Annotated in this window: 22 protein-coding genes; 18 read left to right on the top strand and 4 right to left on the bottom strand. The window is 67.4% G+C overall.

Going from position 1 to position 26,697, the window contains the following annotated elements; translation table 11 throughout:
• Position 1: 1 nt before the first annotated feature.
• From LQD00_RS01935 to LQD00_RS01965, 7 genes are read left to right on the top strand one after another with little or no spacing between them, the layout of a single operon-like run.
• Positions 2-1,312 carry an FAS1-like dehydratase domain-containing protein gene (locus LQD00_RS01935; protein ID WP_232715441.1) on the top strand — a complete coding sequence of 437 codons (1,311 nt, stop codon included), beginning with the start codon at positions 2-4 and terminating at the stop codon, positions 1,310-1,312.
• Entirely contained in the window at positions 1,309-2,172 is an 864-nt protein-coding gene (locus tag LQD00_RS01940) for an enoyl-CoA hydratase/isomerase family protein (RefSeq protein WP_232715442.1), read from the top strand. The genes LQD00_RS01935 and LQD00_RS01940 overlap by 4 nt, the downstream gene beginning before the upstream one ends.
• Positions 2,169-3,644, top strand: a complete 1,476-nt coding sequence (locus LQD00_RS01945; RefSeq protein WP_232715443.1) for a phosphotransferase family protein — start codon at positions 2,169-2,171, stop codon at positions 3,642-3,644. The genes LQD00_RS01940 and LQD00_RS01945 overlap by 4 nt, the downstream gene beginning before the upstream one ends.
• Positions 3,641-5,797: an acyl-CoA dehydrogenase gene (locus tag LQD00_RS01950; protein ID WP_232715444.1), complete on the top strand. Its 2,157-nt coding sequence runs from the start codon at positions 3,641-3,643 to the stop codon at positions 5,795-5,797. Before LQD00_RS01945 ends, LQD00_RS01950 begins: the two co-directional genes overlap by 4 nt.
• Positions 5,794-6,282, top strand: a complete 489-nt coding sequence (locus tag LQD00_RS01955) for a Zn-ribbon domain-containing OB-fold protein (protein ID WP_232715445.1) — start codon at positions 5,794-5,796, stop codon at positions 6,280-6,282. The genes LQD00_RS01950 and LQD00_RS01955 overlap by 4 nt, the downstream gene beginning before the upstream one ends.
• A complete protein-coding gene (locus LQD00_RS01960) occupies positions 6,279-7,442 on the top strand; it encodes a thiolase family protein (RefSeq protein ID WP_232715446.1) in 1,164 nt (387 codons plus the stop codon). The genes LQD00_RS01955 and LQD00_RS01960 overlap by 4 nt, the downstream gene beginning before the upstream one ends.
• A 31-nt stretch (positions 7,443-7,473) precedes the next feature.
• Positions 7,474-9,039 carry an AMP-binding protein gene (locus LQD00_RS01965; protein ID WP_232715447.1) on the top strand — a complete coding sequence of 522 codons (1,566 nt, stop codon included), beginning with the start codon at positions 7,474-7,476 and terminating at the stop codon, positions 9,037-9,039.
• Positions 9,040-9,390: 351 nt separating this feature from the next.
• Here the strand turns inward: LQD00_RS01965 and LQD00_RS01970 are convergent, their stop codons facing one another.
• Both LQD00_RS01970 and LQD00_RS01975 read right to left on the bottom strand, forming a co-directional pair.
• Positions 9,391-10,917 (bottom strand): AMP-binding protein, encoded by a 1,527-nt coding sequence (locus LQD00_RS01970; protein ID WP_232715448.1) that lies wholly within the window; start codon positions 10,915-10,917, stop codon positions 9,391-9,393.
• A complete protein-coding gene (locus LQD00_RS01975; RefSeq protein ID WP_232715449.1) occupies positions 10,914-12,038 on the bottom strand; it encodes an acyl-CoA dehydrogenase family protein in 1,125 nt (374 codons plus the stop codon). The genes LQD00_RS01970 and LQD00_RS01975 overlap by 4 nt, the downstream gene beginning before the upstream one ends.
• A 97-nt stretch (positions 12,039-12,135) precedes the next feature.
• On the opposite strand from LQD00_RS01975, the gene LQD00_RS22820 reads away from it, so the two are divergent.
• The 10 genes from LQD00_RS22820 to LQD00_RS02025 all read left to right on the top strand — a co-directional run bounded on the left by LQD00_RS22820 (position 12,136) and on the right by LQD00_RS02025 (position 23,037).
• Positions 12,136-13,311, top strand: coding sequence for an acyl-CoA dehydrogenase family protein (locus LQD00_RS22820; protein WP_232715450.1), 1,176 nt, complete (start codon positions 12,136-12,138; stop codon positions 13,309-13,311).
• A gap of 148 nt (positions 13,312-13,459) precedes the next feature.
• On the top strand, positions 13,460-14,386 hold the full coding sequence (locus LQD00_RS01985; protein ID WP_232715451.1) for an MlaE family ABC transporter permease: 927 nt from the start codon (positions 13,460-13,462) through the stop codon (positions 14,384-14,386).
• Entirely contained in the window at positions 14,386-15,255 is an 870-nt protein-coding gene (locus LQD00_RS01990) for an MlaE family ABC transporter permease (RefSeq protein WP_232715452.1), read from the top strand. The genes LQD00_RS01985 and LQD00_RS01990 overlap by 1 nt, the downstream gene beginning before the upstream one ends.
• Complete coding sequence (locus tag LQD00_RS01995) at positions 15,252-16,619, top strand: MCE family protein (protein WP_232715453.1); 1,368 nt, start codon at positions 15,252-15,254, stop codon at positions 16,617-16,619. Before LQD00_RS01990 ends, LQD00_RS01995 begins: the two co-directional genes overlap by 4 nt.
• Entirely contained in the window at positions 16,616-17,659 is a 1,044-nt protein-coding gene (locus LQD00_RS02000; RefSeq protein ID WP_232715454.1) for an MlaD family protein, read from the top strand. Before LQD00_RS01995 ends, LQD00_RS02000 begins: the two co-directional genes overlap by 4 nt.
• A 20-nt stretch (positions 17,660-17,679) precedes the next feature.
• The gene (locus LQD00_RS02005) at positions 17,680-18,711 is read left to right on the top strand and encodes an MCE family protein (RefSeq protein ID WP_232715455.1); all 1,032 of its coding nucleotides are present in this window, start codon (positions 17,680-17,682) and stop codon (positions 18,709-18,711) included.
• Positions 18,708-19,814, top strand: coding sequence for an MCE family protein (locus LQD00_RS02010; protein WP_232715456.1), 1,107 nt, complete (start codon positions 18,708-18,710; stop codon positions 19,812-19,814). The genes LQD00_RS02005 and LQD00_RS02010 overlap by 4 nt, the downstream gene beginning before the upstream one ends.
• On the top strand, positions 19,811-20,944 hold the full coding sequence (locus LQD00_RS02015) for an MlaD family protein (RefSeq protein WP_232715457.1): 1,134 nt from the start codon (positions 19,811-19,813) through the stop codon (positions 20,942-20,944). The genes LQD00_RS02010 and LQD00_RS02015 overlap by 4 nt, the downstream gene beginning before the upstream one ends.
• Positions 20,941-22,200, top strand: a complete 1,260-nt coding sequence (locus LQD00_RS02020) for an MlaD family protein (protein ID WP_232715458.1) — start codon at positions 20,941-20,943, stop codon at positions 22,198-22,200. The genes LQD00_RS02015 and LQD00_RS02020 overlap by 4 nt, the downstream gene beginning before the upstream one ends.
• A gap of 30 nt (positions 22,201-22,230) precedes the next feature.
• The gene (locus LQD00_RS02025) at positions 22,231-23,037 is read left to right on the top strand and encodes a tetratricopeptide repeat protein (RefSeq protein ID WP_232715459.1); all 807 of its coding nucleotides are present in this window, start codon (positions 22,231-22,233) and stop codon (positions 23,035-23,037) included.
• A gap of 26 nt (positions 23,038-23,063) precedes the next feature.
• Here the strand turns inward: LQD00_RS02025 and LQD00_RS02030 are convergent, their stop codons facing one another.
• Positions 23,064-23,381, bottom strand: coding sequence for a hypothetical protein (locus LQD00_RS02030; protein ID WP_040536573.1), 318 nt, complete (start codon positions 23,379-23,381; stop codon positions 23,064-23,066).
• A gap of 292 nt (positions 23,382-23,673) precedes the next feature.
• Positions 23,674-24,927, bottom strand: coding sequence for an HNH endonuclease (locus LQD00_RS02035; protein ID WP_232715460.1), 1,254 nt, complete (start codon positions 24,925-24,927; stop codon positions 23,674-23,676).
• A 283-nt stretch (positions 24,928-25,210) separates the two neighbouring features.
• On the opposite strand from LQD00_RS02035, the gene LQD00_RS02040 reads away from it, so the two are divergent.
• Positions 25,211-26,281 carry an ADP-ribosylglycohydrolase family protein gene (locus tag LQD00_RS02040; RefSeq protein WP_232715461.1) on the top strand — a complete coding sequence of 357 codons (1,071 nt, stop codon included), beginning with the start codon at positions 25,211-25,213 and terminating at the stop codon, positions 26,279-26,281.
• Positions 26,282-26,697: the final 416 nt, after the last annotated feature.

Raw genomic sequence — 26,697 nt, forward strand, 5'->3', positions numbered from 1 at the left:
GGTGACCCAGACCTCCACGAAAACCGCCGACGCCGCCTTCGACCATCCGATCAAGGACGAGGACATCGAGAAGGCGAAACTGCTTCTCGGCCTCGAGGCGCCGAAGAGCATCGACGAGTTCTACTCCGTCGCAACGCCGGATGCGCTGCGGAACTTCACCCGCGCCTACGGCGACGACAACCCGCTCTACACCGACGCCGCCTACGGGGCCCGGACACGGTGGGGCAGTCAGATAGCGCCGCCGATGATGCCGATCGCATTGTCCCGCAAGATGCTCGGCGACCCGATCCCCGAGGACATCCGCCAGGCCACCAAGCGGTTGTTCTCCGGCGTCCATCTCTTCGTGTCCGGGCAGACCACCGAGTGGTATCGCCCGATACTGCCGGGTGACGAACTCTACGGCTTCGGCGGACTCGAATCGATCGAGGAGAAGACCAGCGAATTCGCCGGTCGCTCGGTGATCCGCGTCCTGCGTACCGTGCGCGTCAACCAGCGTGCCGAGGTCGTCTCCATCGACCGCGTCATCCTCATCGCCACCGAGCGCAAGAAGTCGCGCGAACGCGGTAAGAACATGAGCATCGAACCGGCGTCGTACACCGATGAGCAGATCGCCGAGATCGACGAGATCTACGCGGCCGAAGGCCCTCGTGGCGCGGAGAAGCGCTGGTTCGAGGATGTCGAGGTCGGGGAGAAGCTGCGACCGATGGCCAAGGGGCCGCTGACCCTGACCGATGTCATCTGCTTTCACTCCGGCGGTTACGGTTTCGCGCCGTACGGGATCGCCCACGGACGGCTCGGTTACGAGAACCGGCAACGAAAGCCCAAGTTCTACATCAAGAACCAGGCCGGCATCCCCGACGTTGCGCAGCGACTCCACTGGGAGAACGAGTGGTCGCAGTCCATCGGCAACCCGATGGCCTACGACTACGGCGTGACCCGAGAGTGCTGGCTCACCCACTTCGTCACCGACTGGATGGGCGACGACGGGTGGCTGGTCCGCCAGCACGACGAGATGCGCAAGTTCAACTACATCGGCGACACCCAGATCATCACCGGCGAGATCGTCGGCAAACGGGTCGTCGACGGTGTCGGCCACGTCGACCTCGAGTTCCGCGCCACCAATCAGCGCGGCGAGGTCACCGCACCGGCGACCGCAACCGTCGCGCTGCCCAGCCGTGAGCACGGCCCGGTGCTCCTGCCGAAGCCGTCGGAGTCGTTGGAGCGCACCGCCATCGAGATGATGGGCCGCCATCGGGAACTCCTCTACAGCGGCGGTTCGGGGGACACCGGTTCAGGACGGGCGGGTCGGTGACCGCATCGGTGAACGGCACGGCCGGGATCGCCGAACTCGCCGCACGACGCGGTGGACGGGTGATCGACACCGGAACCGAGGTCGTCGCGGCGTCGGTCGTCGACCGCGTCGGTCTGGTGATCCTCGACCGCTCGGAGCGGCGCAATGCGCTGCACCCGGGAATGTACGAGGCGGTGCCGCGTCTGCTGGTGGAGTTCGCCGCGAACCCCGAGATCGGGTGCGTCCTGATCACCGGCGCCGGCACCACGTTCTGTGCCGGTGGGGACGTGCGCCGCAAGGTCGAGAACGCCGGCGGCACCGTGGAGGAGCGGGCGGCCGGGCTCACCCACAACGCCCGGATCTCGACGCTCCTGCACGACATGCCCAAGGTCACCGTCGCCGCGCTTCCCGGTGCTGCCGTGGGGGCCGGCCTGTCCATCGCCCTCTCGACCGACCTCCGGATCGCGGCGTCGTCGGCGAAGCTGGTCGCTGGATGGGGTGACCTGGCGTTCTCCGGCGACTTCGGCGGAACCTGGTTCCTCACAAGGCTGTTGGGCCCCTCGCGGGCAATGGAGTTCCTGATCTCCGGTGAGCCGATGTTCGCGCCGCAGGCCCGGGACTGGGGCCTGGTCAACCGCGTGGTGTCCGACGCCGAGTTTGCCGAGGCGGCGCTCGACTGGGCGACGAAGATCGCCGCGGGGCCCCGGCAGGCCTGGGCCGCGACGAAGGGCAACGTGCTGCGCGCGGCCGAGATGAGTTTGTCCGAAGCGCTCCCGCTGGAGAGCGAACAAATGGTGAGATCGGGTATGACCGACGAGCACAAGGCTGCGGTGCGCGCCTGGATGGAACGGGCAGCCGCGCGCAGCCGGGAGGGTCGATGACGGCAGTCGAGGCGACCGAGAAGACGTCCCCGGAGAGAAAGACCGCCGATCCGTCGAAGCGGACTCCGAAGGGGCTGCCCGACGAGTTGCGGTCGTGGATCGTCGACGTGACCGGCGCCCGGGACATCACCACTCGGCAGGTGCCCGGCGGTGCGAGTCGCCAGGCATGGTTCGTCGACGTCCACGGTGGCACCGGGGACAGCAGCGCCGAACTGTTCCTGCGGTACGACCCTCGCGAACCCAAGCAGGGCAGCGCGTTCCACCCGCTGCCGGTGGAAGCCGAGATCATGTCGGCCCTCAACCGTGCCGGCGCCTGCGTGCCGCGCGTCGTAGCCGCCCACCCGACCCGGCAGGCAGTCCTGCTCGAGCGGGTCGGCGGCGAGACCTGGTTCTACCTCATCAAGGACGCCGACGAGCAGGTGGCCGTCGCCCGCGACTTCATCGGCAAGCTGGCCGCGATCCATCGCATCGACCCGCGCGGCCTCGACATCCCGTCGCTCGGCCCGGTGAAGTCGGTGTCGGAACACCTCGACGACGAGCTCGCCGGCATCCGCACGCGAATGGGACGTAAGTCGGCGCCGGCACCGTTGCTCGCGTTCTGCGTCGACTGGCTCGAACGCAACAAGCCCGTCTACGACGGCCCACCTGTTCTGGTGCAGGGCGACACCGGCCCCGGCAACTTCATGTACGCCGACGGCGCGGTCACCGCGGTGGTGGACTGGGAACTGGCACACCTCGGCGACCCGATGGACGACATCGCGTGGCTCTCGCTCCGCAGCGCTCAGGACCCGTTCACGCACTTCCCCGATCGTCTCGCCGAGTACGAGAAGCTGACCGGGAACACCATCGACGTCCAGCGGGTCTGGTACTACCGACTGCTGGCCGAGGCCAAGATGTCGACGTTCCACGACGGTGCCGACGATCGCCGGGGCGCTCTCGTGGTCGGTTCCCCCGATGCCGGGAACAGCATGATCTACGGGATGTTCCACCGGCGACTCCAGATCGAAGCGCTCGGACACGCTGCCGGACTGGACATGTCCCGACTCGACTTCGCGCCGAAACCAGGCGACGACGGAAACCAGCACGTCTTCGAGGCGACGCTCGAGGTGCTGCGAGCCGCCGCCAAGCAGGCCGGCGACCCACTCGCCGCACGCTGGACCAAAGGAGCCGCGCGACTGGTGAAGTACCTCAAGGAATGCGACCGGATCGGCGACGACCTCGACACCGACGAACGTGCCGAACTCGCAACACTTCTCGGGCACGAGCCGTCGACCATCGAGACCGGTCGCGCCGAACTGGCCCGTCGCACCATCGAGGGAACGATCGATGTCGGCGACTACGTCGCACAGATGTGGCGATCGGTCCAGCGCGATGACTACCTGATGCGGATCGCCTCGGGTGCGCTCTACGAACGCACCTGGCCGCCGCTCACCGACGACAGACAACAAGACCGAGACCGGGAGCCGCAATGAGCATCGCCTTGACCGAAGACCACGTCGAACTGGGTTCGGTGGTCCGCGATTTCACGATCGAGCGCAAGGTGCGCGCCGAGGCCCGCACCCTCTTCGACGCCTCCGAGGAGCAGCGGCCCACGTTCTGGACGGAGATCGCCGACGTCGGCTGGCTCGGTTTGCATGTCGCCGAGGAGTACGGCGGGTCGGGATTCGGCATCGCCGAACTCGTCGTCGTCGTGGAGGAACTCGGCCGGGCTGTGGCGCCGGGACCCTTCCTGCCCACCGTCATCGCCTCGGCTGTCCTCGGTCATGCCGACGAGCAGCTGCGCGGTCGGTGGCTTCCCGTGCTGGTCGACGGATCGGTCATCGCCGGCGTGGGGCTCGCGTCGTCGCTCGACGCCTCCGGCGACAGCATCTCCGGCACGGTGGGCGCCGTGCTCGGTGCGCCGCTCGCCGACATCCTCCTGCTCATCGACGGCGACGACGTGTTCCTCGTCGAGTCCTCCGCGAGCGGGGTCGAGGTCGAGACGAAGGCCAATCTGGACCCGACCCGTCGTTCGGGCAAGGTGACGCTGGCCGATACCCCGGCCACCCGGATCGCCGGGCTCGGTTCGACTGCACTGGCTCTCGCGTGGACCCTGGCCGCCGCCGAGGCAGTCGGCGGCGCACAGGACGCGCTGGAATCGGCAGTCGCATATGCGAAGGTCCGCGAGCAGTTCGGTCGGACCATCGGATCGTTTCAGGCGGTCAAACACCACTGTGCGAACATGCTCGTCGGCGCCGAGGCCGCGACCGCAGCCGTGTGGGACGCCGCCCGCGCAGCCGACGAGGGGGTGGAGGCGTTCGGCCTGACCGCCGCATCCGCCGCGACGCTGGCACTGCCGGCCTACTCGACCAATGCCGAACTCAACATCCAAGTCCACGGCGGCATCGGCTTCACGTGGGAACACGACGCGCATCTCCATCTACGTCGGGCAACGGTCCTCAAGGGGTTGTTCGGCGGACAGGAACCGGCCCGCGACGTCTTCACCTTCGCGGCGTCGGGGATGACCCGTGCCAACAGCCTCGACCTGCCGCCCGAGGCGGAGGAACTCCGCGTCCGCGTACGTGCCGACATCGCCGAGATCGCCGCGGCGGAAGACGAAGCCGCACAACGCGAGAAGCTCATCGAAACCGGTTACGTGATGCCGCACTGGCCCAAGCCGTGGGGCCGCGCCGCCGACGCCGTCGAACAGCTCGTCATCGAGGAGGAGCTGGCGGCGGCAGGGGTGAAGCGTCCCGAGTACAGCATCACCGGCTGGGTGATACTGACCCTTATCCAGCACGGAACCCAGGATCAGATCGACCGGTTCGTGAAGCCGGCCCTGCTCGGCGACGAGATCTGGTGCCAGCTGTTCTCCGAGCCCGACGCCGGCTCGGACGCGGCGGCGGTCAAGACCCGTGCGACGCGGGTCGACGGCGGCTGGAAGATCAACGGGCAGAAGGTCTGGACCAGCGGTGCGCACCTGTGCAAACGCGGTCTGGCCACGGTGCGTACCGATCCGGAGGCCCCGAAGCACAAGGGCATCACCGCGGTGTTGATCGACATGTCCGCGCCCGGCGTCGAGGTCCGGCCGCTGCGCCAGATCACCGGTGGCGCCGAGTTCAACGAGGTCTTCTTCACCGACGTCTTCGTGCCCGATGCCGACGTCGTCGGCGAACCCAACGACGGCTGGACCGTGGCCCGCGCGACCCTGGGCAACGAACGCGTCAGCATCGGCGGCGGTACCGCGGGCAGCGAGGGCGCCGCGACCTACATGCTCAAGCTCGCCGAGCGCTACGCCGACGGGGTCGAGGGCTCGACGGTCAAGATCGGCGAGTTCCTCGCAGTCGAGGATGCGCTGCGCCTGCTGAACCTGCGTCGGGTGGCCCGCTCGGTCGCCGACGCCGGGCCGGGGCCGGAGGGCAACGTGACGAAACTGCTCCTCGCCGAGCACATCGGGGATCGGGCGCGGCTGTCGGCCGAACTCATCGGTCCGGACGTCGCCTTCCTCTCGGGTGCCGGGAAGATGGCCGGGCTGCTCGTGCTGGCGGCACGCGGTATGTCGATCGCCGGCGGCACATCGGAGATCACCCGCAACCAGATCGCGGAGCGGATCCTCGGACTGCCCCGCGATCCGCTCAACCGGTGACGACGGACGGCCCGACGTCGGGGGACGGTCTGAGATTGCGGAGCATCCCCTCGGTCGTCGACAACGATCGCGCGTACTGGACCGCGGGTGCGGACGGGGTTCTGCGGCTGCCTTTCTGCGAGTCGTGCGGACGGTGGTTCTTCCCGCCGGCCGACACGTGCCCGACGTGTGGCGGTCCGGTCGGGTTTCGTGACACCCGCGGAACCGGCACCGTCTACACGTTCACGGTCAACGTCCAGCGCTACCGTCCCGATCTCCCGACTCCGTATGTGATCGCCCTGATCGAACTCGACGACCAGGCAGGACTTCGGGTGCCCGGCAACGTGGTCGGTTGCGAACCCGACGACGTGAAGATCGGCATGCGCGTCGAAGTGTCGTTCGAAGCGGCCACGTCGCGGAACGAACCGGATGGTGGGCTGTTCGTCCCCGTCTTCACCCCCACCGACAGCGGAACCGGTGCGGACTCGGGAGGGGATCGTCGATGAGCCCGTATCCCGAACAGGACGCCATCATCTCGGGGATCGGCATCTCCGACATCGGCCGCAAGACCGGTACGCCGGGGATCGATCTGACGATGCAGAGCGTGCGGGCGGCGATCGCCGACGCGGGGTTGCAACCCTCGGACGTCGACGCGATCCTCACCCTGGGTGACGTGCCGGCCACCGAGACTGCGCAGCAGCTGGGCATCGAACCGGAGAAACTCGGCGGTCCGTACGGTGATGCGGGGCTGCTGGCGCCGGTGCAGCAGGCCGCGATCGCGGTCGGGGAGAGGCGGGCCCGACACGTGCTGGTCTATCGGACGGTCCAGATGATGGGCGGCACCGTCGACCGGCCCGAGCGATCCGGTGGCAAGCCCCGGCCTCGTCGCGATCCCCGGCCGGTGATGAGCGACGTACCCTATCTCCTTGCTGCCGACGCATACTCCGCGGCCAACTGGCTGGCGATGCACTGTCGTCGGCACATGTACGAATACGGCACCACGCGCGAGCAATTGGGTGCGATAGCGCTCAACGCCCGCGCGAATGCGGCACTCAACCCGGCAGCGGTGTTCCGTGACCCGATGACGATGGACGACTACCTCGGTGCCCGCACCGTCTCGACACCCTTCGGCCTACTGGATTGTGATGTCCCGGTGGACGGTTCGATCGCGGTCGTGGTCTCCCACCGAGACCACGAGTCGTCGGCGCCGAACCCGGCGATACGTTTCGCCGCGATCGGCGGCGCGAGCGGGGTCGGGGGATGGACCCAGCGGGCCGACTACCCGAAGATGGCGGCGACCGAAGCGGCGGCGCAGCTGTGGAGCCGGACCGATCTCACCCCGACGGATGTGGACATCGCCGAACTCTACGACGGCTTCACGTTCCTCACTCTCGCATGGCTGGAGGCCCTCGGCTTCTGTGGGGACGGTGAGGGCGGACCGTTCGTCGAGGGCGGCAGCCGGATCGGGCGTGACGGGCAGTTGCCGCTCAACACCTACGGCGGGCAGCTGTCGGCAGGACGAATGCACGGCTACTGGGTGCTGCACGAGGTGTGCCTCCAGCTGCGCCGCCAGGCCGGGGAGCGTCAGGTGACGAAATCCCTCGACGTCGCCGCGGTGTCCGTCGGGGGCGGGCCCATCGCCGGGTGTCTGCTGCTGACCCGCTGAGTTTCCACGAGCGTCGAGAGAGATGAGGAACATGACCACGCTGCCGGAGGAGATCCGCACGACCGCGCGCGATCACGGTGCCACCGAAGTCGTGTTCCACAGTGCGGTGCGCCCGGTCGAGACGATCACGCTCGCCGACCTCTACGAGCAGGCCACCGCCGTCGCGGCTGGTCTGCGTTCCCGTGGCGTCGGTCCCGGCGATGTGGTGGCGATCCAGCTGCCCAACTGGCGCGAATGCGTCGTCTCGCATTCGGCGGCATGGCTTCTCGGCGCGACGGTGCTGCCGATCGTGTCGATCTACGGGCCGTCCGAGCTGTCGTTCATTCTGCGGCAGTCGGCGGCGAAGGTCTACATCGGACCGCGGACCTGGCGTGCGCGGGACTGTTCACCCTTGTTCGACGCCGCGTCGGAGATCCCGACGATGCAACACCTGTTCGTGGTCAACACCCCGGGGGAGGCCACGTCGGATCGGTGGACCGATTTCGGTGAGCTCCTCGGTCAACCTGCCGCGGGTTTCGAGCCGTACACGCCCGCCTCACCGGACGAACGCGCATTGCTCGTCTACACATCGGGGACCACCGCGGACCCGAAGGGTGTGCAGCACAGCCACACCACCCTGATCGCCGAGGTCCGCTCCATGGAGGAGCATCGCTGCACGGGGGAGCAGACCAGCTGCCTGGCGGCGTTCCCGTCGGGCCACGTCGCCGGCGTCCTGGGCATCCTGCGGCTGCTGGGGCGCGGGGCGACGGCCGTCCTCATGGACGCCTGGGACCCCGCGGTGGCCGCCGAGCTCGTGGCCACCCACCGCATCGAGTCGTCGGCGGGCGCGCCGATCCACCTCGCGGGAATCCTCGAGGCTGCGGATCGAGCCGGTCTCGACGTGTCCTCCCTGACCGAGTACACGACGGGTGCCGCCAATGTCGCGGCCGAATTGATCCGGCGTGCAGATGGATTCGGAGTCCGAGCCTTCCGGTGCTACGGGTCGACCGAGCATCCGACGATCTCGTCGGGTTCTCCCGGCGATCCGCTCGACAAGCGCGCCAACACCGACGGCCGCATCACGCCGGGCACCGAGGTGCTGATCGTCGACGAGAACGACCAGCCCGTCGAGCCCGGTGTCGACGGCGAGATCCTCTGCCGTGGGCCCGAACAGTTCCTCGGCTACACCGACGCGACACTCGACACCACGAGCTTCGCCGACGGTTGGTTCCGCACGGGAGACGTGGGGAATCTCGACGCCGACGGCTATCTCACCATCACCGACCGCAAGAAGGACATCATCGTGCGCGGCGGCGAGAACATCTCGTCGAAGGAGGTCGAGGACACACTCTTGTCGCACCCGGCCGTCGCCGAGGCTGCCGCCATCGGGATGCCCGACGAACGGTACGGCGAGAAGGTCTGCGTCTTTCTCGTTCTGCGGGACGGTGGTCGCCTCGATCTCGACGCGATCCGCGACCATTTCGCAGGTGCAGGGTTGGCGCGCCAGAAGATGCCCGAGCGGCTCGAGATCGTCGACTCCCTGCCGCGCACGGCCAGCGGCAAGGTGCGCAAACCCGACCTGCGCGAACAGATCCGGGCGTTGCTCGCGGAGGCGTGAGCCGCCGCAAAGTCGCGTCTCCGGATTGATGTCGCGTGCGATCTCGATCGGGTCCCGCGACGTCAGCTGTTGTCGCACAGACGGATTGATGTCGCGGGCGACTTCGTTTAGGTGGCGCCACCCTTGCTCCCTGAGGTGCGAGCGCAGCGAGCCACGAAGGGTGGCCACGTCTCCTCACCAGCCCTTCGTGGCTCGTCGCTTGCGCTCCTCGCACCTCAGGGAGCGGGTGGGGGGCGTCCGTACTTCGGGGGAGCGGGTGGGGGGCGTCCGCACCTCGGGGGAGCGGGTGGAGGGCGTCCGTACCTCGGGAGCGAGTGAGGGCGTCCGTACCTGGGGGAGCAGCGGGGTCTCTCAGCGAGCGGCGGGGAGCGCCTCGCGGAGTCTGCGCCGCAACAGTTTTCCTGACGGCGTGCGCGGCACCTCGTCGATGAACGCCATCGAGCGGGGTTGTTTGAAGCCGGCGAGGTGGACTCGGCAGTGCGCAATCAGTTCGTCGGTGATCGCGTCGCCGGGTTCGACGCCCTCGGCGAGTTCGATGACGGCGTGGACCCGTTCGCCCATCTCGTCGTCGGGGACGCCGATGACGGCGACGTCGGCGACCGCGGGATGGATGACGAGCGCGGACTCGATCTCCTGCGGGTAGATGTTGACGCCGCCGGAGAGGATGAGGTCGCTGCGCCGATCGGACAGGTAGAGGTAACCGTCGGCGTCGAGATGGCCGAGGTCGCCGATGGTCTGCCAACCGCGGGCGTTGCGGGCGTCCTGGGTCTTGGCGGGGTCGTTGAGATAGCGGAACTCTCGGGTTCCGGAGAAGAACACCGTCCCGATCTCGCCGATGGGGAGTTCGTCGCCCGCGTCGTCGAGGATGTGGACCGTGCCGTAGACGGCTCGGCCGACCGAGCCGGGATGGTCCAGCCACTCCGGTGAGGTGATGGCGGTCATCCCGTTGCCCTCGCTGCCGGAGTAGTACTCGAAGAGCACCGGCCCGAACCACTCGATCATCTGCTGCTTCACCGGGACCGGGCACGGTGCTCCCGCGTGGACCACCAGCCGAAGCGACGACACGTCGAAGGCCGACCGGACCCCCGGATCGAGTTTCAACAGCCGCACGAACATCGTCGGGACGAACTGGGCATGTGTGACGCCGTGCGCCTCGATCGCGCTGAGGCACTCGCGCGCGTCGAACGACGGCATGAGCACGACCGTCGCGCCCTGGCGCTGCATCGCGAGCGACCACCCCAGTGGTGCAGCGTGATACAGCGGAGCCGGGCACAGGTAGACCGTCGACGAGCTGACCCCGTACGCCGGCATCATCGCGTCGAGCGGCAGGCCCGTGCCGAACGGCGGGAAGTCGTGGGTGGGTTCGATGCCCTTGGGTCGACCGGTGGTGCCCGACGAGTAGAAGAAGTAGTAGCCCTCGATCGGCTCGTGCGGCGGTGCCGACGCGGGAGGGCTGTCGACGATGGACTCGTAGTCGACATGCCCGTCGATCGGGCCGCCGACGGCGATGGCGGTCTCCACCCGGGAAGCCCCGACACGGATCTTCGCGGCGAGCTCTCCGGCACCCACTCCGGAGATGAGAATCCGTGCGCCACAGTCCTCGACGACGTACTCGGCCTCCGCCGCGGTGAGGTGCCAGTTGACCGGTGTGTACATCAGACCGCAGCGTTGTGCGGCCCACGCGACCTCGAGGAATTCAGGTCGGTTCTCCATCACGATGGCGATGTGGTCGCCCGGGCACAGTCCCTGCGCGGCGAAGAAGTCGGCGAACCTCGTCGAGCGCCGGTCCAGGTCGGCGAAGGTGACGCGTGCCGAACCGTCGGCCAGGACGATCGCATCCTTGTCGGGATGGGTCGCGGCGACCTCACGGAGGTTCATCGCGTCTCCAGGAGTGCGCACAGCAGTTCGTGGTGATGGTCGGCGTCGCCGTAGAGGGCGGCGTTCGCGCGCGCCCGGCGGATGTAGAGATGCAGGTCGTGCTCCCAGGTGAAGCCGATGCCGCCGTGCACCTGTAGGGCCTCGCCGGCCGTTTTGCAGATCGATTCGGACACAAAGGCCTTCGCAACGCTCACCGCCTTCGCCGTCTCGGGTGACGTGCCTGCCTCGTCGGCGTCGAGCGACATCGCCGCGTGCAGGGTGGCGGCGCGGGAGGCCTGCACCCACATGCGCATGTCGGCGCACTTGTGCTTGACCGCCTGGAAACTGCCGATCGGCACGCCGAACTGCTCGCGGGTCTTCGCGTACTCGACCGAGGTCTCGAGGAGATACTCACCGACCCCCACGAGTTCGGCGCAGGCCAGCACTGTCATCAGGCGTAGTGTCCGTTCGATGGCCGCACGGGCGGTGTCCGGGGAGCCGAGCATCGCCCCCTGATCGATGTGGACATCGTCGAGGGTGATGTCGTCGAGTTCGCGGGTGATGTCGAGGGATTCGATCCGCCGGATCTTCACCCCCGATGTGTCGCGGGGAACCAGGAAGCGGGCGGGGCTGCCGTCGAGTACCGCGTCGACCAGCAGGACATCTGCTGCCGACGCATCGGCGACGGTCACCTTCTCGCCCGTCAGGCGATAACCGGAGTCGGCAGCCACTGCGGTGGTCTGCAGTGCATCGACGGTCGGGGAGCGGTGCGGTTCGGTGAACGCCCAGGCCGCTGACGAATCGCCGCTGATCAGGGCGTCGACCTGGGCGGCGTGATGGTCGGTCCCGGAACGCAGGAGCGCGTCGAGCACCGCGACCGTCGGCATGAACGGGGACGCGGTGACGAATCGGCCGTGCTCGACGGCGACGACGGCCAGGTCGACGACACCCTGTCCGAGTCCGCCGGCCTCTTCCGGAGCGGCCAGCGCGGACCAGCCGAGTTCGGTTCCCTGACGCCACAATCCGGCGTCGAAACCGGCCGGCGAATCCGCGACGACACGCGCGGAACCGGGATGACTCTGCAACAGTGAGCGAGTCGAATCCCGGATCGCACGTTGCTCGTCGGTCAGCTCGAAATCCATCAATCCTCCGTGCCGTGCGGCAACGTACCGATACAGTTTACTCATTGAGACACGTCACAGTGTAGACAGAACAACATCTCCCCGGGAAGGTTTCACCGTGAGACTCGGTCAGGACCCCGAACTCGACGACCTCCGACGGCGCGTACGTGAACTGTGCGCCGAGCAGGGCCCGAAGCGATCCCAGAAGGCGGGGGTGCGAGCGCCCGAGGCGTCGGAGATTCCCGCCCTGCGGAAATGGACGGCCGAGCTGTACGGTCGGCAGCTCCTGGGGGTGACCTGGCCGGAGGAGTGCGGCGGGCTACCCGACCCGCATCCGCGGCACGAGGCAGTGGTCTCCGAGGAACTGGCGAAGGCGGGGGCGCCGATGCCGGTCGGCGGCGGGCTCCTCGCGGCCAGTGCGATCATCGACTTCGGCACCGAGGAACAGAAGGCGTTCTATCTGCCGCGGATCCGATCCGGCGAACACATCTGGTGCCAGCTGTTCAGCGAACCGGGTGCGGGCAGCGACCTCGCCGGTCTGCACACGCGGGCTCGGCGCGAAGGCGACCACTACATCGTCGACGGTCAGAAGGTGTGGACGACGAACGGACACCACGCCGATTGGGGGTATCTGCTGGCGCGCACCGATCCTGATGTGCCGAAACACAAGGGGATCACGGCTTTTGCCATCGACATGAAGAGTCCTGGCGTACAGGTCCGGCCGCTGCGTGAGATCACCGGGACCGCGGACTTCAACGAGATCTTCCTCGACGGCGTCGAGGTGCCGGTGGAAAACGTCATCGGTGAGGAGAACAAGGGCTGGATGGTCACCACTTCCAGCCTCGCGCGGGAACGGTCGAGTGCCGGCGGCGGTGTGACACTGTTCCGTGCGCTCGATGACCTGGTCGATCTCGTCTCGTCGACGACACGAGATGACGAGCGGTTGATCGACCGCGGCGAGGTGCGGCGCGAGGTCGGCCGGCTCGCGGCTGCCGTGCACGTCAACGCGCTGTTGTCGGCGTACGGCGAATCCCGGTCGGTTGCGGGTACGAGTGACGCCGCGGATGCCGCGCTGTCGAAGATCTTCTTCGGCGAGGTCAATCTGGCTGTCGCCGAGTACGGCATGTCGGTCCAGGCAGGCGATTCGGTCCGCGTCGAAGGGGATCCTGCAGCACTCGCCGGCGGCTGGTGGCAAGACGCGTTCCTGTACGCCCGCGCGTTCACGATCGCCGGCGGAACCAACGAGGTGCTGCGGAATCTGGTGGCCGAACGGGGTCTCGGTCTGCCCCGTTGAGATGTTCTCCCGGTTGCCGGCCGGAGTTCGGGACGGACGATCACCCCGATTCGCCAATGTGACTTGCCTCTCACGACAGAGCTGATACCGTGCAATCAGTTAGATGGATTACCCGATTGGACAGCTGTTGATCGGGTGACCACGGGTCATGATCGGAGCTGAGTTGACCGGGGGAGACGACAGCATCGCGACCGGCCGGACCGCACCGCGACCCGGACCGGCGACGTTCCCGACGGACGTCCGAACCAGCAGCGCTACAACGGAAATCGCGGAGTGGTCCGCGGGTTACGTGCGCCGCCACCCCGGTCAGTCGTTCATCACCGTCGGTGAGCAGATCAAGCTGGGGATCGAGACCTTTCGCCACCTCTTCACCGATCTGGTTCGCGGTCGCTTTCCGCTCGAGGCCTTCATCCGCGAGTCGGTGTTCATGGCCAACACCGCTCTGCTGCCCACCTTCTTCGTCGCGATCCCGATCGGCGTCACCCTCGCGATCCAGTTCAGTCTGCTCGCCGGTCAGGTCGGCGCGACCTCACTCGCCGGCGCGGCGAGCGGCCTGGCGGTCATCCGGCAGGGTGCGCCATTGGTCACGGCCCTCATGATGGCCGCCGCGGTCGGGTCGGCGATCTGCGCCGACCTCGGGTCGCGCACGATCCGGGAGGAGATCGACGCGATGCGGGTGATGGGTGTGTCACCCGTCCGCCGGCTCGTCGTCCCGCGCCTGGCGGCCGCGATGGTCGTCGGCACCGCGCTCACCGGCATCGTGACCTTCGTCGGCTTCCTGGCCGGCTACCTGTTCAACGTCTACGTCCAGGACGGCGCACCGGGTAGTTTCGTGGCGACCTTCGCTTCGTTCGCCACCGTCGGCGACATGGTCCTCACCCTCGTCAAGGCGCTGGTCTTCGGCATGATCGTCGCGATCGTCGCCTGTCAGAAGGGCCTGGCAACCAGTGGTGGCCCAGCGGCAGTGGCGAATTCGGTGAACTCCACCGTGGTCGGCTCGATCATGCTGTTGATGCTCGTCAATGTGCTCTTCACGCAGATGTACGTGATGGTCTTCCCCAGGGCGTCCTTCTGATGAGCGCACTCAAGGCGGCCGCGCCGTATTACCCGCCCGGCGTCCGGCCTCTGGCCTCGATCTACGCGTCGATGACACGACCCATCCGTCTGCTCGGGCACATGCTGTCCTTCCTCGGCCGCGCGATCGTGGGAATCCCGGCGATGTTTCGGCACTACACGAGAGAGTTCCTGCGCATCCTGTCGGACGTGACCTGGGGCAACGGTTCGCTGGTCGTCGGCGGCGGTACCGCGGGCGTCATCCTCGTCCTCGGGGCCAGTGCCGGCGCGATCGTCGGGATCGAGGGGTACAACGCGCTGCGCATGCTGGGCCTCGGTCAGGCGACGGGCCTCATCTCGGCGTCGGCGTCGACGCGTGAGCTCGCGCCGATCATGGCGGCCCTGGCATTCGCCTCCCAGGCCGGTTGCCGCTTCACCGCCCAGCTCGGTGCCATGCGGATCACCGAGGAGATCGACGCGATGGAGACCCTCGCCATCCGCTCGATCCCCTACCTGGTGACCACCCGGCTGGTGGCCTCGATCGTCGCGGTCATCCCGCTGTTCGTGATGTGTCTGGTCCTGAGCTACGTGGTCGTGCAGGGTGTGGTCGCACTCGCCGGTGGTGTGTCGATCGGCACCTATCAGCATTACTTCCACCTGGTGATGGCCGGGCCGGACATCATCTACTCGGTCATCAAAGCCGTTGTCTTCGTATCCATCACGACGACGATCCAGTGCTACTACGGCTACTACGCACGCGGTGGCCCGCAGGGTGTCGGGGTCGCTGTCGGACGCGCGATGCGACTGGGCATCAGCGCCATGATCGTCGTCAATCTGCTTTTGACGCTGGCTTTCTGGGGTGTCAGCTCCGGTTCGAGGCTCGGCGGATGAGCCCACGGACGATCTCCCTCGAATCCGAGGCCGGGGGGCCGACGGACCGGGCCCTGCTGTTCCGCGGGCTGATCGGCGTCGTGGTGATCGCCGCCGTCGTGGCCGCTCTGCTGTACAAGTCGACCGGCGGTCTCGACGACCGCGTGACCGTCACCGCCCTCCTCGTCGACGTCGGCGACGGCATCCCCACCAAGTCCGACGTGAAGTTCCGTGGCAGTCTCGTCGGCATCGTCACCGGCGTCGAACCCGGCGCGAACGGCGAACCGAACCGGGTTGCGCTCTCGCTCGATCCCCGGAGCGCCCAGGCGATCCCGAGCACGGTGACCGCGCGCGTGGTGCCCAGCAATGTGTTCGCCGTGTCGTCGGTGCAGCTGCTCGACCACCCTGACCAGGGCGGGCGTCCATTGCAGGACGGTGACACCGTCGAAGCGGACACGAGTCGGTCGACGATCGAACTCCAGACGGTCCTGACCAAGCTGCGTGACATCGTCGACGCCATGGGACGCGACCGCCGCGACGACACGGTCGGCGTGCTCGCCGCGCTCGCCACCGCCACACGTAGCCAGGGATCGGAGATCCGCACGGCCGGCGGGCAACTCGTGACCATCATGACCGAGATGAACCGCGCGATCGACGACGGGGAGACCCGTTCGCGGCTCAGCGAACTCGTGACCGCCATGGGTGGCCTGCAGCGGTCCGCGCCGGACCTGCTCGACGCCGTCCATCACGCCATCGTGCCGATGCAGACCGTCGCCGAGAAGCAGGCTGCACTCACCGATCTGCTGAGCGCCGGCCAGCACACCATGGCGACCTCGGAAACCGCCCTGGGCAACAACACCGACCGGATGATCACAATCACCAGCTCGCTCGCCCCCGTCCTCGACGTGTTCGCCGACGGTGGTGGCGCGCTGCCGCCGATCACGGTCAAGATCGCGAACCTGTCCGAGAAGTTCATGACCGAGTTCTGGGATCCGAAGAAGCAGCGCGGCACCGGCCACTTCGTCTGGGCGCTCACCCCGCACCGAATGTACTCGCGTGCGGACTGCCCGCGGTACGGGGAGATGGCGGGCAACTCGTGTCAGTGGGGGCCGGCCACGGTAGAGCGCCCGACGCTGCCACAGGTGCTGCAGCCGAGGAACTTCCGGCCGCCGGCCGCACTCATGGGCGGGAACGTCGGACCGGTCGGCAGTCGTGCCGAGATCGAGGCGCTCCGAAAGCTGTTGGGGCCGGGCGCCGACGAGGTGACCTCGCTCCTGTTGGGTCCGCTGCTGCGCGGCAGTGACATCAGGGTCGAGCAACCGGGGCGGAAGCCAGGTCAGGAGTCCGAACGCGAGCCGGGGCAGCGGACGGAGGGAGGGCGATGAGCTATCGCAGGTCGATCATCTGGCTGTCGGTGTTCCTCGTCGTCGCGATCATGCTGACGTGGACGATCATCAACACCCTGCGTCGCGACATCTCCGGTCCGACATCGTCGTACTCGGCGGTCTTCACCGACGTGTCCGGACTGCGGGCCGGCGACGACGTCCGCATGGCTGGTGTGCGGGTCGGCCGCATCGACTCCATCGAACTCGACGGCAACCTGGCACGCGTCCGCTTCCGCATCGACTCCCGTCAGGACCTGAGCGGCAACACCAAGGCCGCGGTGACCTACCAGAACATCATCGGCCAGCGTTACCTCGGACTGTCGTTGGGACAGTTCGACTCTCCCGCACCGCTGGAACCGGGCGGCGAGATCCCGGTGGACCACACCGAGCCGTCGTTCGACATCTCCGCATTGCTGAACGGTTTCGAACCGCTCTTCAGCGTCCTCGATCCGGACAAGGTCAACGACCTGTCGAGCTCGCTCGTCGGGGCGCTGCAGGGTGAGACCGGCGCGATCACCCGGTTGCTGGCGCAGACCTCCTCGCTCGCCGAGTCCTTCGCCGGACCCGACGCCTTGCTCGGCGACGTCATCACCGACCTCGGGCAGGTCTTGACCGGGCTGTCCCGGCAGACCGGCGGTCTCCAGGAGGTCATCGGACGCGCCCAGGAGATCTTCGAGGCGTTCGCCGCGCACCGTGAGGATCTGGTCGGTACGGCCGACGTGATGACGGAAGTGGGGGGTCGCCTCGCGGAGATCGCTTCGGACACCGCGCCGTCGATGGACGCCTTCCTCACCCGTCAACCGGGATTCCTCGCCCACTTCGCGGCGCGGAAGTCCGAGTTCGAGTACCTGGGCGCCAACGTCCCGCTGCTGCTGAAGGGCATGGCCCGCGTCAGCCAGGAGGGCAGCTTCCTCAGCGCCTACGTCTGTGACCTCAACCCGGCAGACTTCGTCCCCTTTCTCACCCCGCTGGCCCCCGCGATCGTCGCCGCAGCGACGCCCGGCGGGAAGCCCAAGTACTCACCGATCTGCCGGCCATGAAGACGTCAGGGAACCGCCGCATGACCGAACGATCGCCACGAAAGCCGATCGCCGAGTGGAATTCGCTGTACCTCGGCATCGGAGGCGTGGGTGCACTCGTGCTCGTCGTCGCACTCGTCGTCGGGATCAGCGCCATCGACGTCGGCCGGAAGAGCGTCGAGGCCGAGTTCGCCCAGGCCGGTGAGATACGGACCGGCGATCAGGTGACCCTCGCCGGCGTGCCGGTGGGCGAGGTCAAGGGATCTCGACTCGACGGGGACCGCGTCGTCATCTCGATGAACATCGACCGCGGAATCCGTCTCGGCAACGACACCAAGGCAGCGATCAAACTGACCACCATCCTCGGATCCCGCTACATCGCGATCACCCCCGAAGGGTCGGGGTCGTTGGAGGGCGACCGGATTCCGTTGCGCAACACGCAGGTTCCCTACGACCTGCAGGACACGATCGAGGATGCGACCACCAACTTCGAGAAGGTCGATGCGGGCGGTCTCGCCGACGTCATGACCACGCTGTCGACACAGCTCGAAGGAGCACCGGACGTGGTCCCGGAGGCGATCTCCACCGCCCACACCCTCTCGGAGATCATCGCGACCCGACGCACCCAGCTCGGTGAACTGATCACCGGCGCCGAACGCGTCACCACGGTCATCCGGAACCAGGAGGCCAACATCGGATCACTGATGGTGCAGGGCCGGAACCTTATGGTCGAGTTGACCCGCCGCCGCGACGCCGTCACCGGGATGTTCAACGCCACCACGGCTCTCGTCGCGCAGCTGCACCGCATCACCGTCGTCAACAGGCCTGCGCTCGACGCGCTCATCGAAGACCTGAACGGGATGCTCGGCGCGCTCGCCCGCCACGACGACCTGCTGCGCAACACGCTCGAGGCGCTGCCGCTCCCGGTGCGCAACTTCACCAACGCGACCGGCGCGGGCAACTACGTCGACTTCACCGGGCCTGCCGGCTTCCTCATCGACTCGTGGATGTGCGCGCTGAGCGGACGAGCCGAGCAGGTCGGGCGTGCACCGTACTTCGAGGACTGCCGATGAGACGACCACGCATACGGACCCTGGTGGTGATGACGGCGATCGCCGTCGCGGTCGCGGCCACGATCGCCGCGATCTGGAACCCGTCGTCGGGCGCCCACCGGATCGTCGCGCAATTCGACAGTGCCGCTGGCCTGTACGAGGGCAACAAGGTCGCGGTGCTGGGGATCACCATCGGGCACATCACCGACATCAGTCCCCGCGGCACCGTCGTCGACGTCACCATGGAGGTCGACGAGGACGTGACCCTGCCGATCGACGTGAAGGCGGTCGCGGTGTCGTCGTCGGTCCTCACCGACCGGCACGTCGAACTCACCCCGGCCTACACCGGCGGGCCGAAGCTGTCGAGCGACGCGTTCCTGTCGCTCGACCGGACCCGGACGCCCATCGAGTTCGACCGCCTGCTCACGATGACCGACAACCTGGCCGGGCAACTCGGAGGGGACGGCAAAGGCGGCGGACCGATCGCCGACATGCTGTCGGTGACCTCGGAGTCGCTGGACGGCAACGGGCCCGCGCTCCGCGACGCACTGGGGCAATTGTCGAAAGCCCTACGCACCGGGGCCGATCCCAGCGCCACCCGCGAGGCGATCGTGAAACTCGTGGACAACCTCGACGTCCTCACCGAGGCCGCCGCGAACAACGACAAGACCATCCGTGAGTTCGGCGGCAGCCTCCGCGCGATGAGTCAGGTCATCGCGGATCAGCGACTGGGGCAGGGCAACACCGGCGCGAAGCTCAACCAGATCCTGACCAAGACCTCCGAACTGCTGAAGGAGAACAGGGTTCCGCTGCGGAACGCGGCGCGCGACGCGACGACCGTCACCGGGACGCTGGCCGACTACCAGCGCGAGCTGTCCGAGTTCCTGAACCTCACACCGACGCTGATGAACAACGCCTACAACGCGATCGATCAGCCGAACGGCACCATCCGTGTGCACACCTTCGCCGACCGCATCCTCTTCGACCAGCAGGTACTCAAAGAGGTCTGCAACCTGGCGAACCTGAAGGACCTCGGATGCAACACCGGGAAGCCCCAGGACTTCGGTCCGGACTTCGGGGTGACCGCCATGTTGGCGGCGATGGCGGGGGTCGGACAGAGATGAACACAGCAGAAACGAACGTGGCGAGGCGAATTCATCGAAGCGGCGTCGCCGCGTTCGTGCTCCTGCTGACGTGCGTCCTCACCGGCTGCTCGGTGGGACTCGGACAGCTCCCGCTCCCGGCGCCCGGGACCAGCGGCGACGGGTTCGCGTTGAAGGCACAGTTCGACAACGCGCTGAATCTCCCGGCCGAGGCGAAGGTCCGGCTGCTCGGTGCCGACGTGGGGTTCGTGGAGTCGATGGAGGTCGACGACTATCTCGCCGAGGTCGGCATGCGGATCGCCGACGGCACCCGCCTGCCGGACGGCACGCGCGCCGAATTACGTTCGGCGACACCACTCGGCGACGTGTTCGTCGCTCTCGAACCGCCCGCCGAACCCGAGCCCGGGACCGCCCTCCTCGGAGACGGTGACGTCATCCCGCTCGACCGCACGTCGGCGGGCGCGACGGTCGAGGAGGTGCTGTCGACGGCCGCGATGCTGGTCAACGGCGGTGCCATCCGCAGCCTCACCGACATCGTCAACGGTCTCGGCGAGTCCCTCGGCGACGACGGGCAACAGCTCGGAACACTTGTCCGCCAGTCGACGGTCCTGGTGTCCTCGCTGTCGAAACGGACCGATGAGATCGAGGCCGTGCTCGGCTCTGCGAGTCGCCTGGCGTCGACGGTGTCGGCCCGGCAGCAGACCATCGACTCCGCGCTGGCAGCGGCCGGCCCCGCACTGTGGACGGTGGCCGACAACACGCAGTCGATCCTGGCGACCGTCCAGCAGGTGGATCGGATCATCCGGCAACTCGGGGCCTTTCCGTCGGTGAAGGGAACCGCGGCCGGCGGGATGATGGACGACATCAACCGGATCGCCGGATCGCTGAACGCCGCCGCCACGGCGCCCGGGGCCAGCCTCGACGCGGTCAACCGCATCCTCGGACCCATCGTCAAGCTGACCAACGCGACCTCGGGGCACACCGACGTCGCCATCTCCCAGTTCGCGATCGGCGCCTTCGACGATCCGAATCATCGCGGTGACCCGGGTTCGCGGCTCCCCGATGTGCGCGACTGGGAGCAGTTCGTCGGCTCGTTGTCGCTGACGCTGATGCGATTGCGGCAGCACGTCGAACCGAGGGCACCACGATGAGCGCGCGACCCGACCTGGTGGAGACCGGTGCGCGCGGCATCGTCTCCGCGGTGCGATGGGGGCGGCGTCGGCGCAACTGGTTGTCGGTACTGGGTCTTCTGACGATCCTCGTCGTCGGGGTGGCCTACCTGCTGGTCGACACTCTCCAACGCGATCCGACCACGTCGAACATCCGCGTCGAGGTCGAACTCGCGCAATCCGGTGGGCTGCTGCCGAATCAGGACGTCACTCTGCGCGGCGTGCCGGTCGGTCGGGTCGACGCGGTGCGCATCGACGATGACGGAGTGCGCGTGGTCGCCACCATCGACGCAGGGATCAAGATCCCGGCCGACGGGGAGGTCCGGGTGTCGAGCCTGTCGCCGGCAGGTGAGCAGTTCCTCGACTTCCAGCCGTCCAGTGATTCGGCTCCGTTCCTCACCGACGGGACGGTCGTCGAGGAGAAGCGCACCACCACTCCGGTGCCGATGGCCACGTTGCTGGAGAGCATGGATCCGGCTCTCGCGCAGATCGACACCGAACAGCTGACGCTCATCATGAACGAGCTGGGCACCGGGGACGAAGGGGCGCAGAAGCTCCGCGACATCGTGCGGGGTGGGACCTTCCTGGTGTCCACTCTGGATTCGGTGCTGCCGCAGACGGTCAACGTGATCAGGACGAGCAAGGTCGTGCTGACCACGCTCGCCGACACCGCCCCTGGTCTGCGGGCAACCGCGGGCAACCTCGAATCCTCCCTCGCTGGTGTGGGTTCCATGGATGGCGGTCTACGGCGGATGCTCGACCAGACACCGGCAACCCTGCGCGGCGTCGACGGATTGTTCGACGACAACTCGCCGACAATGGTGCAGCTGCTCGGCAACCTGGTGACGGTGTCGCAGATGGCGTACCTACGTACACCGGCACTGCGCGAGTTCTTCTTCCCGACACAGCGATCCGGGTCAGCCCTCGACGCGATCAGCACCGCCTTCCGCGACGGCGGCCTGTGGGGCAGCGTCGACGTGTTCCCTCGTGTGCCCTGCGATTACCACCTGCCGCGGGCGGCTCCGTCGCGGCCGGACTTCCCGGAGCCGTTCCTGAACACGCACTGCAAGGACACCGAACTCCTCGTCCGCGGTGCCGGCGCCGTACCGCGACCGCCCGGAGATGACACCAACCTGCCGAAACCGGGGAGCGACCCCCATGCCCGGACCAATCCGACACCGCGTGGACCGCAGACCATTCCGACACCGTTCGGTGGTCCGGACATCCACTTCAACTAGACCGCCCGCATCCGACCGAGAGGTGAGACCGTGAGCACCACGACGAGCAAGACGACCGAGACCAGGAACACCGCACCCAAGGGCAAGGACGTCGTCAAGAAGTCGCCTGTGCGCGGGGGCAAGGCGCGTCGAGCACGCAGTGAATCAACGGTGGGCGAGGCCTCCACCGGCACCGTCTCCGCTGACACCGCCTCGACCGACACCGGCCTGGAGACCACCGAGATCGAGGTCAGGGATGCCGGGACTTCCGAGGCGACCGACGCGCCTGCCTCCGCCGACAAGGAGACGCGGACGGAGAGTACCGCCGCGACCAAGACCACGGGGCGTCGTCGTCCGGTGATCCGGGAGGGACGACTGGCAAGTCTGCTCCGGCCCCGCCGGGTCGTCGCGATACTGGCGATCGTCGCGCTGCTCGCCGGTGGTGGCTACGCGGGGTGGAAGCTGTACGAGAACCACGCGGTCAACCAGGCCGAGCAGCAGGCGGTGGCCACCGCCAAGGACTATGCGGTGACGCTGACGAGCATCGACTCCGGCAGCATCGACCAGAACTTCACCGACGTCCTCGGCGGCGCGACCGGCGAGTTCAAGGACATGTACTCGCGGTCGAGCAGTCAGCTCAAGCAGATGCTCGTCGACAACAAGGCCACCAGCAAGGGCGTCGTCATCGACGCGGGCGTGAAGTCGGCGACCGCCGATCGGGTCGTGGTGATGGTGTTCGTCGACCAGTCGATCACCAACAGCGCCAGCCCCGAACCGCGTGTCGACCGTAGTCGGGTGCTGATGACCATGGACAAGGTCGACGGCCGCTGGCTGGCGAGCAAGGTGGATCTGCCCTGACGGTCGCCGGGCAGTACCCGACTGTGTCAGCGTCGGGACCCCGGCGGGTCCCCGGCCGGGCGTAGCGCCCAGGACGGAACCCAGTGCGTCACCTTCTCCTGCCGGTCCTTCGCGGTGATGGTGTAGGTGACCTTGCCGTACCAGGCACCCCATTCGTCGCGCCCCCATTCGGTGAGAACGCCGAGGTGGACCGACCTGATCTGCAGGCCCTCGGGGTTGTACTCGCCGGTGAAGTGGGGTGCGTTGGGGTATAGCGCACCCAGATCGATCAGCACCGCCTTGTGCCCGACCCGCACGAACGCCGGCCGTTGTGGTTGGCCGTTGTCCCCGCCAATCCACTTCATGCCCACCCCGGAATTATCGCACGTATGTTCGAGCGATGGCAGTGGGGTGGCCGGTCGTCTTGCCGGCGAGGTGACCTCGATACGCGGCGTCCTCGCTGCGCTCGGTCGTCGCTACTCGGCCGGCGACGGGGACGCCACGTCACCTTGGCTACATCTGCTGGTTGAGTAGGCGCGGAGCTTGCGACGGGCCGTATCGAAACCACTCGGCACTTCACACTGTGGAGTTGTCAAAGATCGAACGCGGTCCCGGCTGATCGCCGGGTGCGGAAGGTGCTGCGCGTGAGTTTGTGGGTCAGGCGGCGTCGTCGAGGCGCATGGTGCGGCGGTTGTAGGCGGGGAGCGGGCGGCGGCAGGGGTCGATGTCTGCCGGCGGGATGAGCCAGGGGTGGCGGTCGAAGCCGATCATGATGTCCCAGCCGTTGTGGTGGACCTGGGTGTGGCAGCGCTGGCAGAGCAGGCAGCCGTTGTCGAGGTCGGTATCACCGTCGTCGGACCAGTGCTGGATATGGTGAACCTGCGTATGTGACGGCGGCGCACCACATTTGATGCAATTCTCGTCGCGGATGATGATCGCCTTGCGCAAGTGCGTCGGGAACAGTCGTCGTTCACGACCCATCTCGAGTGGCACTGTCTCGCCGTCGATGATGACCTCGATCAGGGTCCCGTCGCACGACAACTGCTTCGCAACTGCCCGCGTGACCGATCCGGTCCAGGGTAGGGATGCCGGATCGGCACCTTCGGCGGGGATGGTCAGGATCGTCTGGGCTCGCGGTATCCCGATGGTGTCCATCGCCGCACCCACTGCGGCTTGGTCCAGTAGCACGTCGAGGGCATCGGCGCGGATCTGCGTTGCCGAGCGTCGATCGGGGGAGCCGTCGGGTTCGGGACGCGGCATGGAGCGTTCGTCGATCATGGCGATGAACTTCTCGCCCACGGACTGCGTGACGTCAGCTTGGATTTCGACACGGCCTTCGTCGGTGATGTTGTGGGACAGCGTGTTCAGGGTTCGGTCGTCGCACGCGGGAATGCCGCCCTCGGTGTCGGCAATGGTGTTGCCGATGGCGTGGGCATGCTTCTGTATCTCGGCGGGTGTGGCACCCGACAGGGCCTGGGCGAGGAGTTCGGTCTCATGATCGACGCGATCGTCGTCGGAAAATGTTGTGGGCGAGCGATTCTCGATGGTCACCACGCCGCGGACGATGGCATCGACGATCTCGCCGGAGAGTCTCCCATCGGCAGCGCAGGCCTCGACCTTGCTCAGAGTGCCGAGGGCGGCGGCGATGCGGGTGGTGCGAGCGGCTACTGCGGGCGGGAGGCCCATCTCGATCAACAGTCGCTTGAGGGTCGAGCCTGTTTTCTCCGCGACGTGCAGATCAGCGAGCTTGGCTGCGTGTGTGCCGATTCGGTGATCGGCGAGGTTGCGCAGCAAGATCCACCGGCTGAGCTGCGCGTGCGTCTCGATGCCGGTGGGGTCGTCGGTGGGTGGGGTGATCTCGACGAGTTGGTCGAGGATCTGGTCGAGCGGAGTCGTGTGGGTGGCGATCATGGCGGGAGCCGTCCCTCTCGTGGGGCGCGGTTGGATGGGACCGTCGTCGACTACTGCTCCGTCATCAATTTCTGTGCTTTCAGTTGTACAGCGGTGGTCTGACAAAACGCTTCTGGCGCCGGAGTTGGTCAATCGCCCCAGTCGTCTGGGCTGTCTACCTGCACCGATGGCGTTCACCGGCTCGGCGCGTCGAGGTGCACACCTCAATCGGGTCTCCGGCCTGCGAACCGGGTCCGCCCGTGTGAATATGGTCAGAACACTGTGGAAAGTGCAGGTGACGCCGATGAAGGATCGTTTTGTTGGTTGCATCGTGGGGGGTGCGGTCGGCGACGCGCTCGGGGGATCGGTCGAGTTCATGTCTCGCTCGGCCATCATCGAGCGGTTCGGCCCGTCGGGGATCACCTCCTATGCGCCGGCGTACGGCGGCACCGGAACCATCACCGATGACACCCAGATGACCCTCTTCACGGCCGAGGGATTGCTGCGCGCGTGGCTGCGGGATTGCGATGGCGGTATCTCCTGTTTTGCGGCAGCAACTGCGCGCGCGTATCTCCGATGGTTCATCACGCAAGGCGAACATCCCCGGCACGGCGTGCTGCCGATGGGGGAGCGCACCAGCTGGTTGACGGGTCACCGAGAACTGCACAGCCAACGCGCCCCCGGCAACACCTGCCTGAGTGCACTGCGTTCCACGACGCGCCCGGGAACCCCGGCCGACAATGACAGCAAGGGTTGCGGCGGAGTCATGCGGGCCGCGCCGGTCGGGTTGTTCGCCTCACGTGCGGAGTGGTCGGCGGTCGGCACCTTCGACCTCGGGACCGCGATCGCCGCATTGACCCACGGACACCCGTCGGGGTCGCTGACCGGTGGTGTTCTCGCGGTGATGGTCCGCGAACTCGTCGAAGGCGCCACGCTCGACGAGGCGCTCGCGGCGTCGAAGGACATCCTGCGGACCAAGTCGCAGCACGAGGAGACCTTGGCCGCCATCGAACTCGCCGAACGGCTCGCGTCCGACGCCCTCGCGCCCGAGGAGGCGATCTCCCGACTCGGCGAGGGCTGGGTGGCGGAGGAAGCGCTCGCGATCTCGATCTACTGCGCGCTCGTCGGAAGCGACTTCGAAGCGGCCGTCGTGCTCGCCGTCAACCACGACGGCGACTCGGACTCGACCGGGGCGATCACCGGCAACCTGCTCGGCGCGCGCGACGGCATCGGAGTCGTCCCGGGGCGGTGGCTCGAGCAGCTCGAACTTCGCGGCGTCATCACCGAGGTGGCCACCGACCTGTACGACTTCGCCGACTGGGAACTCGATGCTCCGATGTCGGAGAGGTACGCGGGGCTGCAGGTGGCGGGCTGAGTCGAGAGTGGGTCACCGGGCCTTCGTGGCAGTGAGAATGGTTGTGGGTGATTGATCGTGTTTGGGTCTGACCTGCTTCGTGGCTGACGGTGCTGTCTTGGACGAGATTTGTCGTCCCGGCGGTCGGTCATCTACGAAACCCTGACCTGTGAGGGCCGGGGCGGGTGTGACCTGATTAGGACCGTGTCTGGCTGCTGGGCCGTGACTCTTCACTGTCCTGTCCACCCGCCCCGGTGAGGTCATCCCACACATCAGTGAAGGAGACATCACCACGATGACCCCAACCACGAGCACCACGCAACCGCTAGTACTTGGCGTCGACACCCATCAACGCCGCCACCACGCCGCCCTCGTCACCGCCGAGGGCCGCCTGCTCGCCGATCACGAGTTCCCCGCCACCAGCACTGGCTACCACC

Origin of the sequence: Gordonia metallireducens (genome assembly GCF_021245825.1) — a bacterium.
GTDB lineage: Bacteria > Actinomycetota > Actinomycetes > Mycobacteriales > Mycobacteriaceae > Gordonia > Gordonia namibiensis.